We start from the raw sequence: 13639 nt of genomic DNA, 5'->3' as shown, positions 1-13639 counted from the left end.
TCAGCCGTGGCCGATCGCCGCGGCGAAGGTCTCCAACGCCCCGCGCAACTGCGCCGACAGGTCCGGATCGGCGACGATGCCCTCTGCATCGAGATTGCGACCGAGCAGAGGCAGGGTGATCGAGGCGTCCTCCACCAGCCGGGCCGACATGGTGGTGAGGGTGAGCCTGAGCGCCGCGTCGGCGTCGGTGGCGCGCTGCGACGCGTTGATCACCGCTACCGGCTTATCCGGAAACTCCGAGCTCGATACCAGCCAATCCAGCGCGTTCTTCATGACGCCGGCGACGCCGCGCGCATATTCGGGGCTGCAGACGAGCAGGCCATTTGCGGCCCCTACCGCCTCGCGCAGCGCCTTCACCGATACAGGCGGCGTGTCGGTATCGATGTCGGGATTGAAATACGGCAGGCCTGCGAGACCGTCGAAAACCACGATGTCCATGCCCGCAGGCGCGAGCCGCCGCGCCGCCTGCAGCGCGGCGAGGTTGGACGAGCGGGCACGCAGGCTTCCGCAGATGGCAAGAATGCGCATTGTCGGGAGACTCAGATTTGACAGGCTTTTTATAGCGCACGGACCGGACAGGCCAAACCGGCCGGGATGGACGGCGCGTTGTTCCTCAGCCGGGCAATGCCGGGAACCGGCGCGGGCATGGCGAGGTTATCGGTTGAAAGGAGACCGCCATGATCCGCAAGCTCAAATCCGGCGAATACCGGCTCTATTCACGCAAGGTCGATCCGAAGACCCACAAGCGCCGCAATCTCGGCACGTTCAAGACGCGCGAGGCGGCTGAAAAGCACGAACGCGAGGTGCAGTATTTCAAGCGCCATTAGGAGTCCGTCCCACCCGACCGAGAGACTTGCCGAAAGCCCTGGTCGGTCACGGCGCCGGTTCCGGCGGCTCCGCTGTCTCGGCGGCTTTGGCGGCGGCAACCGCGATCTCGTCCTCGCTCCAGTGCAGTCGGCGGTAGTCGAAGCCGTATTCCAGGGTCGGCTTGACGATCAGGAAATAGGGCGACAGATCGAAATCCCGCGGAGTGAACAGGGAATGGTGGCGGATGTGCAGGATCTCGCCGCGTGAATAGCGCGACTTTGCCGAGGCGCGGCCAGGCGCATGGGTGACTTCGGGCAGGATCGGATAGCGGATTCGTTCGTAGGCCTCGGCGATCAGTGTCGAGCAGATCGCCCGCGTCGGATCGCCCGAGCCGAAGGCGATCATGCGGCGGCGCCAGCGCACCGGCACCGGCGGCGTCGGAAAGAAATAGCGCAGCATGTCGAGGATGTTCTTCAGATCGTATCTGAGGCCGATCTTGCCGATCATGAAGGAAACGACGGCGGCGCGATCCTCCGGCCCGAGTCCGCTCGCCCGGCAGATACGGGTGTTGTAGGTGCTGTAGCGCGACAGCGGCACGGCAACGCAGCCCTCGCCCAGCGTCACCTCGATCAGGCGCGGCCGTTCCGAGCCGTCCTCGGGCTCGGGCATTGCGTCGCCGACATAAAGGGCAGCGTGCGACCAGGTCGACTGGGTCAGGTATTTGATCGCCGCCGAGATCTTCTGGTTGCCCTCGACGAGCAGCACGTCGCCCGGCTGGAGCACGCGGCGCAGCGTTTCGGGATCGGAGGGCGTGTAGGGCTCGTAGCCGGAGGATTCGTCCTGAAGGCGGCCCGCCAGCCAGCGCCCGATGCGGTCGAGCAGCGTGTCGACGGGCGCGGTCATGAGCGGGCCGGCAATGACGCCCGGACCCGGCGCGCGCGCCTGCCGATTTCGTTGCCGGCAACAGGTATCGCCCCGACGCGCAAAAACCGTTGCGGGGCGATGCGGAAGCTCACGCGGTCATCTCCGGAAAGCCGTTCAGCGCGAGCGAGGCGTTGGAATAACGGATTTCTCCCGTCACCTCCCGCCCGAGCCAGCCGGGCAGGCGGCCGTCTTCGACGGTGTCGGCAGTCTCGAGTTCGGCAACGATCAGCCCGTCGAGATCGCCGTTGAACACGTCGATCTCGTAGAGATAGCCTTGATGGCGCACATTATGGCGCGTCTTGCGGATGAGCGTGCCGATGGCGAACTGCATCATCTCGCGCGCTTCATCCAGCGGCACCGGGTATTCGAACTCGTCGCGGATGCGCGTGTCGGAGCCGAATTTCAGCGTCAGCCTGGCGGTTCGGCCGTCCTTGATGCGGATGCGGACCGACCGCTCGGACGAAATGGCAAGATAGAACTGGACGATGAGCGCGCTGGATTCCACCGCCCCGCGCCATGCGTCGCCCTGCACCAGGAACTTGCGTTCGATTTCCTTGGCCATCGGCCGAACTAAAGCGTGGCCGGGGCCGCAAATCAACCGGTCTGCAATACGAGACCGCGTCGCCGCCGTATGATAGGGTCATGGGCATTGACTTTAATCATTCGATTGATCAACTTACGTGGATGGCCACCCCACTCCGCCCCGCAGGCTCAACCGGCAGGCAACCCGCCTCGCCCGCCGACATGACCCGGATCGCCCTGATCAGGGCGGCGCTGAAACTGTTCGGGAAGCAGGGCTTCGAGGGCACGTCCACGCGCGAGATCGCGGCAGCGGCGAGGGCCAACATAGGCTCCATCGCCTATCATTTCGGCGGCAAGGAAGGCTTGCGGGCGGCCGTCGCGGAACAGATCGTCGAAACGATCCAATCGATCGCCAGCCAAGCGCTCGGTCCAGGCGAGACCGCCGTGGCCGACACCATGACCGCAGAAACGGCCGGGAGCCAGCTCGTCGTCGCGCTGGAGCGCATGGTCGCCTTCATGGTGGCAAGACCGGAAGCCGGCGAGATCGTGCAGTTCATGCTGCGCGAAATGGCCAATCCGTCCGCCGCGCTCGACCGTATCTACGAGGGCGTTTTCGCACCCACGCACGAGCGCCTTTGCGAGATATGGGAAAAGGCGACGGGCGAGCCGGCCGAATCGGAGCGCACCCGCATAGCCGTCTTCACCATGATCGGACAGGTCCTCTATTTCCGCATCGGCCAGGCGGTGGTGCTGCGGCGCATGGGCTGGGACGCCATCGGCGACGCCGAGGCGGAAAAGATCCTCGACGTGACGCGCGACAACCTCCTGGCGATCCTCGCATCGCGCAAAGGGACAAGACCATGAGTTTCCTCTGTTCGCTGCCGCTTGCCGCCACCCTGTTTTCCGCCTGCGCACCGGCTGCGCCCTTCGCGGTCGGCTATGTCGAGGGCGACTACGTGCTGCTCGCGCCGACCGAGGTGGCGCAGGTCGAGGCCGTATCCGTCCGGCGCGGCGACAGGGTGGAGCCGGGCCAGGAACTGGTGACGCTGGAGAAGGACGACGCGACGATCGCCGTGGCGCAGGCCGAAGCCGCCTTGGCTGAGGCGCAGGCGCAGCTCGCCAACCTCAAGGTCGGCAAGCGCCCCGAGGAGATCGCGGTGCTGGAGGCCAGCGTGCGGTCCGCCAAAGCACAGGCCGACGAGGCGGACAGGGTACTTTCGCGCACCAGGGACCTGTCCGGACGCGGCATCTCCACCCAGGCGCAACTCGACGAAGCCACCACCTCCGTGGAGGTCGCACAGGCGGCGATCGGCCAGAGCGAGGCGAACCTCGCGGTCGCCAGGCTGCCGGCGCGGCCCGAGGAGATCAAAGCCGCCGAGAACCAGGTCAAGCAGGCCGAGGCGGCGCTGGACGAGGCACGCTGGCGGCTATCCAAACGCACGCTGGCGGCGCCTTCGGCCGGCCGCGTCGACGACGTCATCCGCAATCCGGGCGACACCGCCGGCCCGAGCGCGCCGGTGCTGTCGATCCTGCCGGACGGCGCGGTGAAACTGACCCTGTTCATTCCCGAGACCGCCTTCTCCTCCGTCAAGGTCGGCAGCGAGATCAGCGTGCGTTGTGACGGCTGCGGGCCGGACATCAGGGCGCGCGTCTCCTACGTCTCGCCCGATCCCGAATTCACCCCGCCGGTCATCTACTCGCTGGAGAACCGCCAGAAGCTCGTCTACCTGGTCGAGGCCAAGCCGGAAGGCGGCGCCGGGCCGCTGCAGCCGGGGCAGATCGTGGATGTGGAACTGTCGGGCGACGGCAATAAGGCAGTAGGGGAATAGGGCAATATGTTTGCTTCCCTCTCCTGCGGTGGCAATCTTCCTATTGCCCCAATGCTCTACTCCCCTAATGCCTTGCCGACCGCAGGTCGGCTGCCATGAACGTCATCGACGTCCGCAACCTCACCAAGCGCTTCGGCGACAGGACCGTGGTGGACCATGTCACCATGACGGTCGAGGAAGGCGAGATCGTCGGCTTCCTCGGGCCGAACGGGTCGGGCAAGACCACGACGATCCGCATCATGTGCGGCCTGCTGACCCCCGACGAGGGCGAAGGCACGGTGTTCGGCTTCGACATCCGCAAGGACGAGCTGAAGATCAAGCGCGAGGTCGGCTACATGACGCAGCGCTTCTCCTTCTACGAAGACCTGACCATCGAGGAGAACCTCCAGTTCGTCGCCCGGCTCTACCAGTTGAAACCTGTCGCGAAGCAGGTGGCCGACACGCTCGAGGACCTGGGCCTGACCTCGCGCAAGAACCAGCTTGCAGGCACGCTTTCGGGCGGCTGGAAGCAGCGGCTGGCGCTGGCGGCCTGCATCATGCACAAGCCGAAGCTGCTGCTGCTCGACGAGCCGACCGCCGGCGTCGACCCCAAGGCGCGGCGCGAGTTCTGGGACGAGATCCACCGGCTCGCCGGCGGCGGGCTGACGGTGCTGGTCTCCACCCACTACATGGACGAGGCGGAGCGCTGCCACCGCATCTCCTACATCTCTTACGGCAAGATGCTGGCCACCGGCACGGTGGAGGAGGTGGTGCGGAACGCCGGGCTGACCACCTTCGTCGTGCACGGCCCGCGCCTGGAGAACGTGGCGAACGAATTGCGTAAGAAGCCGGGCGTCGACCAGGTGGCGCCGTTCGGCGCGACGCTGCATGTCGTCGGCTCGGACGAAAAGGCGCTGAAGGCCGCACTGGCCGACGTGGAGAAGGAGCACAAGGGGGTAACGGTCGAGCCCGGCGAAACCAGCCTGGAGGACGTCTTCATCCAGTTCATGTCGGGATCGAAGGACAATATGGGATGAGGACGCACGGCTCGATCCTTTCTTCCGACGGCGCACCCCCACCCCTAACCCCTCCCCACAAGGGGGAGGGGGACTTTGCAGCGGCACCGCGACGCATCGACAATCTTGAGCGAAACGACGATGTCGGCGTCTCCCTCCCCCTTGTGGGGGTCCGCAGGACGGGCGAGACGCGTGGCTCGCCCCGGCAAGGACAGGGGTGGGGGTGCGCCGCCGAAGACAATTGCCCTGCCGCCTACGCGGAGAAGCGCGCTCTCAACGGGGCAGCCTCATGAACACCATCTTCTCCTTCTCCCGGCTCGGGGCGCTGCTGGCCAAGGAATTCATCCAGATGCGGCGCGACCGCGTCACCTTCGCCATGATGCTCGGCGTGCCGCTGATGCTGCTTATCCTGTTCGGCTTCGCCATCAACAATGACCCGAAGAGCTTGCCGGCGGCGCTTCTGGCCATGAGCAACGACCAGTACACCCGCGCCATCGTGACGGCGCTGGAGAACACCAACTACTACCGCTTCGACCATATCGCCGAGACCGAGGCGGAAGCCGATCTCCTGCTGGCGCGCGGCGACGTCGCCTTCGTGGTGACCATTCCGGCCGATTTCGGCACGCGGGTCCAGCGCGGCGACCATCCGCAGATCCTCATCGAGGCCGACGCCACCGACCCGGCCGCCGCCAGCGGCGCCATCTCGACGCTGGGCACCGTCGCCGGCCAGGCGCTGCTGCGGGCACAGGGCATGCAGGCCGCGGCCGAAGAGAACGCTGCCAGCCGGCTCGACGTGGTGGTGCACCGGCTCTACAACCCCGAAGGCATCTCGCAATACAACATCGTTCCGGGCCTGCTCGGCGTCATTTTGCAGATGACGATGGTGATGATGACGGCGATGGCGCTGACGCGCGAGACCGAGCGCGGCACGATGGAGAATCTGCTCGCCATGCCGTCGAGCCCGCTGGAGATCATGCTCGGCAAGGTGCTGCCCTACGCTGTGGTCGGCGCGGTGCAGGTGGTGGTGGTGCTGATCGCGGCCAAGCTGCTGTTCTTCGTGCCCTTCGTCGGCGGGCTGCCGCTGCTTTTGACCAGCATCCTCATCTTCGTGCTCGGGCTGGTGCTTCTCGGCTATACGATCTCGACCGTGTCGCGCACGCAGATGCAGGCCATGCAGCTCACCTTCTTCTTTTTCCTGCCGTCGATCCTGCTGTCGGGCTTCATGTTCCCCTATCGCGGCATGCCTGGCTGGGCGCAGTCGCTGGGCGAGATCTTCCCGCTCACGCATTTCCTGCGCATCATCCGCGCGGTGATGCTCAAGGGTGCGCAGTTCCCGGCCGTCGCCAACGAGATCGTGTGGCTGATCGGCTTCGTGGTGGTGTTCGCCACGCTTGCGCTGCTGCGCTTCCGGCGCACGCTGGACTGAGCCGAAGCGCCGCTTCAGGCCGCCTCGGCGATCAGCCGTGCATAGGTCGCGAAATCGACATTGCCGCCGGAGAGCACGACGACCACGCATCTGCCTTCGGTAGCGATGGCACCGGAGGCGAGCGCCGCCAGCCCCACCACGCCGCCCGGCTCGACCACGAGCTTGAGGCCCGCCATGGCGTCGCGCATGGCGGCGGCCACCGCCTTTTCCGACACGGCGACGCTGCCGGCCAGGGTGCGGCGGTTGATCTCGAAGGTGATGGCGCCCGGCTCCGCCGTCAGGATGGCGTCGCAGATCGAGTCATGGCCGGGATCGTTCGCCACGCGGCGGCCCTCGGCGAGCGAGCGGCGCGTATCGTCGAAATGCTCGGGCTCGGCCGCCCAGACCTCGGTGGACGCGGAAGCGTCCTTCACCGCGATCGATATGCCGCCGGCCAGCCCGCCGCCGCCGCAGGGCATGACCACGGCGTCGGGCGTTACGCCCAAAGCCTTCGCCTGGCGCATCAGTTCGAGTCCCACCGTGCCCTGGCCGGCGATGATGGCCGGGTCGTCGAAAGGCGGCACCAGCACCATGCCTTCGTCGAGCCAGCGCCTGACGACGGTCATACGGTCGTCTCGGAAGCGGTCGAACGGGATCACTTCTGCGCCCATGCGGCGCACATTGCCGACCTTCGCCTCCGGCGCATCGACCGGCATGGCGATGACGGCGCGGATGCCGAACAGCGCGGCCGACGCCGCCACGCCCTGAGCATGATTGCCCGAAGAAAAGGCGACCACCCCCCTCGCCCGTTCCGCGTCCGAAAGCGAGGCGATCTTGTTGTAGGCGCCTCGGAACTTGAACGATCCGGTCCGCTGCAAGGTCTCGGGCTTGAACAGCACCCGTCCGCCGAAGCGCTCGTTGAGCGCAGGCGATTCCAACAGCGGCGTCTCGACGATGAGACCCGCAAGGCGCCGTGCGGCGTCATGGATGGCGGCGATATCGGGAAGATCGGTCATGCGGGGCGATTCCATTGCGGGCGACGCATCATTTCCTCAAGCCGGCGAATGCACCAGTCAAAAGATGTGATGCTTCGCCAACCGCAACGCGACAGGCCGCCGATCGCCCGCGCGCGGCTCAGCCGAGCAGCGTCTTCTGACGCTTCGAGCCCCCCACCTTGCGCCATTGGTTGAAGCGATGGGTCGCGGCGGCGAAGGAAATCTTCATCTGCTGCGCCACGGTGTAGCGCGACTTGCCCTCGTCGAACATGCGGTAGCAGCATTCGACGCCTTCCTCCGTCAGCTTGCCGTCCGACGTCTTGTTGTGCGGGTTGGCCGGATCGAACTTCTCGGCCTGCTGCTCGATCATCGCTTTCAGGCGCTGCAGGTCCGCCTCGATGGAGGCGATCAGGTCGAGAACGGGCTTCGGGTCGAATTGCTGCTTGTGTTTGGCTGTCACGGCTGTGTCCTCGGGGGAAACGGAACAAGCTTCACTATATAGGCGAACGTTCGGCGATAAAAAGCCCATGCTTTATATCGATAAAGGTATCGTCGTGCGCGTGTCTACATTGACGGCCGGCTTCTGGAGTCATAGTTTAGAATTATTCTAAACTAGAGATTTGCCGTCATGCTTTCCCGCGTCTTCGGCTTCGGCCGCCGCTCCTTCGATTCGCTTTCCGAGCAGGAAATCCTCGCGCTCGCCATCTCGTCCGAGGAGGACGACGCGCGCATCTACCGCTCCTATGCGGACGGCCTGCGGCAGGAGTTTCCGCATTCGGCCGGCATGTTCGAGGCCATGGCGAAGGAAGAGGACGGCCACCGCGACGCGCTGATCGAGCTTCACCGCAAGCGTTTTGGCGAAACCATCCCGCTGATCCGGCGCGAGCACGTCAAAGGCTATTACGAGCGCAAGCCGGACTGGCTGGTGCGGCCGCTGGGCATCGACAAGGTTCGCGGCCAGGCCGAGGAGATGGAGCGGCAGGCGCGCCTTTTTTATCTCGAGGCGGCCAAGCGCAGCGCCGACGCCTCGACCCGCAAGCTGCTCGGCGACCTCGCCGCCGCCGAACAGGGCCACGAGAACCTCGCCGCGCATCTCGAAAAGGAGCATGTGCCGCAGGACGTGGCCGAAGAAGAGCGCGAGAGCGAGCGCCGGCAATTCATCCTCACCTATGTGCAGCCGGGGCTGGCCGGACTGATGGACGGCTCGGTCTCGACGCTGGCACCGATCTTCGCCGCCGCCTTCGCCACGCAGGACACATGGAGCACCTTCCTGGTCGGCCTGTCGGCCGCCGTCGGCGCCGGCATCTCGATGGGGTTCACCGAAGCCGCGCATGACGACGGCAAGCTGTCCGGGCGCGGATCGCCGCTGAAGCGCGGCATCGCCAACGGCGTGATGACGACGCTCGGCGGGCTGGGACACGCATTGCCCTACCTGATCCCGGACTTCTGGACGGCGACGAGCGTCGCGGTGGTCGTGGTCTTCTTCGAGCTTTGGGCGATCGCCTTCATCCAGAACCGCTACATGGAAACGCCGTTCTGGCGCGCCGCCTTCCAGGTGGTGCTCGGCGGTGCTCTGGTGTTCGCGACGGGCGTGCTGATCGGCAGCGCCTGACGCGCGACCTATCCATGCAGCACCCGGCTGTCGGCCGGCGCCTCGGCGCGCTCGGTCATGCCGTAGTCGCGCACCACATGGGCGATGCGCAGCCGGTAGCCGGAAAAGACGCCGCCGCGGCCGGCCTTCTGCGCCTGCCTGTGTTCCTCGGTGGTGCGCCAGGCCTTCACCGCGTCCTCGTCGCGCCAGAAGGAGAGCGACAGCACGCGATTTGGGTCGGCGAGGCTCTGGAAGCGTTCGATCGAGATGAAGCCGTCGATGCCGTCCAGCATGGGGCGCAGGTCGGCGGCGATACCGAGGTAGGCGTCGCGCTTTCCCTCGGCAGGCTGCACTTCGAAAATGACCGCGATCATAGTTCGATCCTCGCTGCATGGGGCGCCGAGGCCAACTTCAGGAAGATGCGGTCTTCCTTCAGGATGAAGCGCTCGCGCCGCGCGAATTCGTAATTCTCCCGGCCAAGCCTATGCTCGCGCAGCCGTTGGCGGTAGGCCTCGTAGGCCGCAAGACTGTCGATGGTATAGACGCCGTAGGCCGTCGTCGCAGACCCCTCATGCGGCGCGAAATAGCCAATCAGGTCGGCACCGCAAGACGGGATGGCCTGACCCCAGTTGCGGGCATACTCCTCGAACGCCTCCCGCTTGAACGGGTCGATCTCGTAGCGGATGAAGCAGGTGATGGACATTTGCGGTTTCTCCTTCGTCATATCGGGGACAGTTTGATCGGCATCGAAACGTCATTTGTCTGGAGCCGGTAGGGTCAGTCGCCGCGCCAGAACCGTTTCGCGCATTCCCGGCGGGCTTCCTGCCGGGTCACGCCGATGTCGCGCAGCAGGTGATCGTCGAGATCGGCGAGGTCCAGCCGCTGCTTACGACGGCCGGCCCAGACAGCCAGCGTGCGGAGCAGGAAGGCGACGATGCCGCGAGTTCCGGTTGCGGCGATGTGGTCGATCGAACGGGCGGACATGGTGGATACCTCTTCTTGATCCACCGCCAGAATAGTGGTTTGTTGGCGAGTATGCTTCGATGGAGATCGAACAATGAATGACAGCCTGAAGGACGGCCCCGACATCGCCCGCATCGCCAGCCTGGTCGGCGATCCGGCCCGCGCCAACATGCTGACCGCGCTGATGGCGGGGGCAGCGCTGACCGCCAGCGAACTGGCGCTGGAGGCCGGCGTGACGCTCTCGACCGCGAGCTCGCACCTGACCAAGCTGATGGAGGGCGGGCTGCTCACCGTCGCCAGCGAGGGCCGGCACCGCTACTACGGCCTCGCCGGGCCGCAGGTGGCCTCGATGCTGGAAGCGATCATGGGGGTCGCGGCAGGCGTCGGCCCCAAGCGGGCAAGGCCCGGTCCGCGCGAACCGAAGATGCGCGAAGCGCGCGTCTGCTACGACCACCTTGCCGGCGAGCACGCGGTCAGGATGCTGGATTCGCTGGTCGAGAGAAGAATCCTCGTCCGCGACGGCGGGTCCATCGGGCTCGGCAGGACCGGCGCAACGCATTTCGCCGCCATCGGCATCGACGTCGAGGCGGGCAGGAAATCCCGGCGCCCGGTCTGCCGCGCCTGCCTCGACTGGAGCGTGCGCCGCTCGCACCTGGCCGGAACGCTGGGCGCTGCCATCCTCGACAAGATCCTCGCCGAGAAATGGGCACGGCGGGAGAAGGACAGCCGGGTGGTGACGTTCTCGCCGAAGGGCAGGATGGAATTCGAACGGGTGTTCTTGGGGTGAACGTCCGCTCCCTGTTGCGGCTACGAAGCCCCTTGTCCCCCTGAATACAGGCGTCGCACACCCCCACCCCTGTCCCCTCCCCACAAGGGGGAGGGAGACGCCGACGCCGCCGTTTCACCGAACATCGCCCATGTTGGCGATCTGTGGCGCTGCCGCAAAGTCCCTCTCCCCCTTGTGGGGAGGGGTTAGGGGTGGGGGTGCGCGGCGGTGGAACCTATAGCTTCAACGCCTTCGCCTTCTCGAAAAAATCCTTCCAGGGATCGTCGCCGGCAAGGCGTTTCAGCGTCGTCCCGTCGCCGATGGGAAAGGCGTTGGGCGCCACGCCGGCCTCGACCTCCTTCCACGTCACCGGCATGGAGACGGTCGCGCCTTTCTTGGCGCGGGAGGAATAGGGCGCCACCGTGGTCGAGCCACGGCCGTTGCGCAGATAGTCGATGAAGATTTTGCCCGTGCGCGCCTTTTTCGACAGCGTGGCGGTGAAGCGGTCCGGCTCGGCCTGCTCGATGGCGCGGGCGAAGTCGTGCGCGAAATCCTTGACCTTGTCCCATTTGGCCGACGGCTTCAGCGGCACGATGACGTGATAGCCCTTGCCGCCCGAGGTCTTGACGAAGGTGGGCAGCGACAGGTCTTCCAGTTTGTCGCGGATATCCAGCGCGGCCCGGCGCACGTCGTCGACCGAGACGCCCTCGTCCGGATCGAGGTCGAAGACGACTTGGTCGGGGGTGTCTATCCTGTCCACCGTGCAGCCCCAGATGTGGATTTCCACCACGCCCATCTGCACCAGCGCCGCGACGCCGTCGAAATCCTTCACATAGAGGATTTCCTCGTTGTCTTCCGGGTCCTTCGACTTGAATATCGTGTCGCTCATGCCCGCTGAAGCGTGTTTCTGGAAGAACCGCTGCCCGCCAACGCCGTCCGGGGCGCGCACCAAAGCCAGCGGCCTGTTGACGACGAACCGTTCCATGCGCGGCCAGACGCGGTCGTAGTGCTCCAGCAGGTCCTGTTTCGATACTTTCTCGTCCGGCCACAGCAGCTTTTCCGGATGAGTGAGCTTGATCGAGGTTTTCACTTGGGATGTCCCCTTCCCTTTCGCTGCGGACTTCGCTGAAGACCCGCCGTCTGCCGGCCCGCTTTCGGTCGCCCTGCTGCGCGTCGCCTTGCCCTTGGTGTCGGCGGGTTGTTCCTGCACGACCTCGTCGGCCGGCTTGTCCTCGCGCAGGCCCTGGAAAGAGGCGTGGCGGATGATGCGGTCGGCCGTCCAGGAACGGAACTCCACTTCGGCGACGAGGTCCGGTTCGACCCACACCAACCCCTTGCCGCCGGGGACCTTGCCGGCGAAAGGCGACTTCTTCGCTTTCAGCCCGTCCAGCTTCTTCCTGAGATCGTCGCCCGCCTTGGTGGAAAAGCCGGTGCCGACGCGGCCGGCATAGTGCAGCTTGCCGCCTTCGTGATAGCCGACCAGCAGCGAGCGCAGGCCGCGCCCGGTCTTGTCGGAGGGCAGGTAGCCGCCGATGACGAATTCCTGCCTCTGCGTGCATTTCGACTTGATCCAGGCCCCTGTGCGGCCCGAGCGATAAGGCGCGTCCGCGCGCTTGGAGACAACGCCTTCCAGCCCCATGCGGCAGGCATGCTTGAGCATGACCCTGCCCGGCTCCACGAAGTGGTCCGAAAAACGCACAGCCGCATCGTCGGGCAGGGTGTCCAACAGTTCCGACAGCCGCTGCTTGCGTTCCACCAGCGGCTCGCCGCGCAAATCCTCGCCATCGAGCCGGAGCAAGTCGAACACATAGTAGATCATGCGGTTCGTGCGCTTGGCCGAAAGATCGGCCTGCAGCAGGGAGAAGGAGGACACGCCGTTGTCGGCGAGCACGACGATCTCGCCGTCGAGAATGGCGTCGGAACATTTCAGCGCAGCCAGCGCTTCCGGGATTTCCGCGCCGAAGCGCTCCGTCCAGTCCAGCCCGGTGCGGGTGAGCAGGCGGATTTCCGTGCCGGCGATCTGTGCCTGCATCCTATAGCCGTCGAACTTCACCTCATGCAGCCATTCCTTGCCGGGCGGCGCGTCGCGCTCCAGCGTCGCCAGCGCAGGCTCGACGAAATCGAGCTTCGCCGCCATCTCCCGCTTCGCCTTGGCCGTCGCGGGCTTGTTGGAGTGCCACACTTTCGGCTTCTCGCCCTTGGCAGCCTTGCCCTCGCCGACGTCTTCGACGGTCAGGCCGGATTTCACCGATTCCGGACGCTCCTTGAGGATGTCCTCGCCAGGTCGCGCGGCCGCGTCGTCGGACTTGATCAGGAGCCAGTTGTCCTTCTTCTCGCCGGGACGGGGCTTCAGCCGCACGAGATGCCATTTGCCGGTCAGCTTCTCGCCATGCAGCTCGAAGTCGATATGGCCCTTCTTCATTCCGGCGGCAGGGTCGTGCTCCGGCGTCCAGGTGCCCTCATCCCAGACGATGACGGAGCCGCCGCCATATTCGCCTTTCGGGATCGTGCCCTCGAAGGGCGCATAGTCGATCGGATGGTCCTCGACATGCACGGCCAGCCGCTTCTCGTGCGGGTCGAGGCTGGGCCCCCGCGTCACCGCCCAGCTCCACAGAACGCCGTCATGTTCGAGGCGCAGATCGTAATGCAGGCGCGTCGCCGCATGCTTGTGGATGACGAAGATGCCGCCGCCATCCTTCGCGGCCTTGCGGCGCGGCACCTTGCCGGCAGGCTCCTTCGTCTTGGAAAAATCGCGCTTGGCGCGGTATTTTACGAGGCTATCAGGCAAAGATACCCCCACCCCTAACCCCTCCCCTCAAGGGGGAGAGGAAGCTGCCGCATG

At 65.7% G+C, this 13639-nt stretch carries 16 protein-coding genes; 7 read left to right on the top strand and 9 right to left on the bottom strand.

Translation table 11 applies throughout. The features are described 5' to 3' along the window. Positions 1-528, bottom strand: coding sequence for an NADPH-dependent FMN reductase (locus ABMA46_RS04985; protein WP_348998207.1), 528 nt, complete (start codon positions 526-528; stop codon positions 1-3). Between the two features lie 149 nt (positions 529-677). Here ABMA46_RS04985 and ABMA46_RS04980 point away from each other — a divergent pair, with 149 nt between their 5' ends. After that, entirely contained in the window at positions 678-827 is a 150-nt protein-coding gene (locus ABMA46_RS04980) for a hypothetical protein (protein WP_348998206.1), read from the top strand. Between the two features lie 46 nt (positions 828-873). Here ABMA46_RS04980 and ABMA46_RS04975 read toward each other — a convergent pair whose 3' ends face one another. Further along, positions 874-1710, bottom strand: a complete 837-nt coding sequence (locus ABMA46_RS04975) for a C40 family peptidase (RefSeq protein ID WP_348998205.1) — start codon at positions 1708-1710, stop codon at positions 874-876. Between the two features lie 109 nt (positions 1711-1819). Beyond that, a complete protein-coding gene (locus ABMA46_RS04970; RefSeq protein WP_348998204.1) occupies positions 1820-2293 on the bottom strand; it encodes a CYTH domain-containing protein in 474 nt (157 codons plus the stop codon). 182 nt (positions 2294-2475) lie between these two features. On the opposite strand from ABMA46_RS04970, the gene ABMA46_RS04965 reads away from it, so the two are divergent. The 4 genes from ABMA46_RS04965 to ABMA46_RS04950 all read left to right on the top strand — a co-directional run bounded on the left by ABMA46_RS04965 (position 2476) and on the right by ABMA46_RS04950 (position 6503). Then, positions 2476-3117, top strand: coding sequence for a CerR family C-terminal domain-containing protein (locus tag ABMA46_RS04965; RefSeq protein ID WP_348998203.1), 642 nt, complete (start codon positions 2476-2478; stop codon positions 3115-3117). Continuing rightward, complete coding sequence (locus ABMA46_RS04960; protein ID WP_348998202.1) at positions 3114-4082, top strand: HlyD family secretion protein; 969 nt, start codon at positions 3114-3116, stop codon at positions 4080-4082. Before ABMA46_RS04965 ends, ABMA46_RS04960 begins: the two co-directional genes overlap by 4 nt. Positions 4083-4177: 95 nt before the next feature. Then, the gene (locus ABMA46_RS04955) at positions 4178-5098 is read left to right on the top strand and encodes an ABC transporter ATP-binding protein (protein ID WP_348998201.1); all 921 of its coding nucleotides are present in this window, start codon (positions 4178-4180) and stop codon (positions 5096-5098) included. A 268-nt stretch (positions 5099-5366) separates the two neighbouring features. Next, a complete protein-coding gene (locus ABMA46_RS04950) occupies positions 5367-6503 on the top strand; it encodes an ABC transporter permease (RefSeq protein ID WP_348998200.1) in 1137 nt (378 codons plus the stop codon). Positions 6504-6517: 14 nt separating this feature from the next. Here ABMA46_RS04950 and ABMA46_RS04945 read toward each other — a convergent pair whose 3' ends face one another. Both ABMA46_RS04945 and ABMA46_RS04940 read right to left on the bottom strand, forming a co-directional pair. Further along, the gene (locus ABMA46_RS04945; protein ID WP_348998199.1) at positions 6518-7498 is read right to left on the bottom strand and encodes a threonine ammonia-lyase; all 981 of its coding nucleotides are present in this window, start codon (positions 7496-7498) and stop codon (positions 6518-6520) included. Between the two features lie 118 nt (positions 7499-7616). Next, entirely contained in the window at positions 7617-7937 is a 321-nt protein-coding gene (locus ABMA46_RS04940) for a hypothetical protein (RefSeq protein ID WP_348998198.1), read from the bottom strand. 168 nt (positions 7938-8105) lie between these two features. Between ABMA46_RS04940 and mbfA the strand changes: the two genes are divergently transcribed. Further along, the gene (mbfA, locus tag ABMA46_RS04935; RefSeq protein ID WP_348998197.1) at positions 8106-9089 is read left to right on the top strand and encodes an iron exporter MbfA; all 984 of its coding nucleotides are present in this window, start codon (positions 8106-8108) and stop codon (positions 9087-9089) included. Between the two features lie 8 nt (positions 9090-9097). On the opposite strand, the gene ABMA46_RS04930 is transcribed toward mbfA, so the two are convergent. The 3 genes from ABMA46_RS04930 to ABMA46_RS04920 form a co-directional block, all read right to left on the bottom strand. Further along, on the bottom strand, positions 9098-9442 hold the full coding sequence (locus tag ABMA46_RS04930) for an antibiotic biosynthesis monooxygenase family protein (protein ID WP_348998196.1): 345 nt from the start codon (positions 9440-9442) through the stop codon (positions 9098-9100). After that, positions 9439-9771 (bottom strand): NIPSNAP family protein, encoded by a 333-nt coding sequence (locus ABMA46_RS04925; protein WP_348998195.1) that lies wholly within the window; start codon positions 9769-9771, stop codon positions 9439-9441. Before ABMA46_RS04925 ends, ABMA46_RS04930 begins: the two co-directional genes overlap by 4 nt. Positions 9772-9845: 74 nt before the next feature. After that, positions 9846-10052, bottom strand: coding sequence for a YjiS-like domain-containing protein (locus tag ABMA46_RS04920; protein ID WP_348998194.1), 207 nt, complete (start codon positions 10050-10052; stop codon positions 9846-9848). Positions 10053-10137: 85 nt separating this feature from the next. On the opposite strand from ABMA46_RS04920, the gene ABMA46_RS04915 reads away from it, so the two are divergent. Next, a complete protein-coding gene (locus ABMA46_RS04915; protein ID WP_348998537.1) occupies positions 10138-10818 on the top strand; it encodes an ArsR/SmtB family transcription factor in 681 nt (226 codons plus the stop codon). 214 nt (positions 10819-11032) lie between these two features. Here ABMA46_RS04915 and ligD read toward each other — a convergent pair whose 3' ends face one another. Further along, positions 11033-13585 (bottom strand): DNA ligase D, encoded by a 2553-nt coding sequence (ligD, locus tag ABMA46_RS04910; RefSeq protein ID WP_348998193.1) that lies wholly within the window; start codon positions 13583-13585, stop codon positions 11033-11035. Positions 13586-13639: the final 54 nt, after the last annotated feature.

The organism is Mesorhizobium hunchu (genome assembly GCF_040081975.1).
Classification (GTDB): Bacteria; Pseudomonadota; Alphaproteobacteria; order Rhizobiales; family Rhizobiaceae; genus Mesorhizobium; species Mesorhizobium hunchu.
Note: the sequence above shows the minus strand (reverse complement) of the source record. Positions and strands in the feature narration are given on the sequence as shown.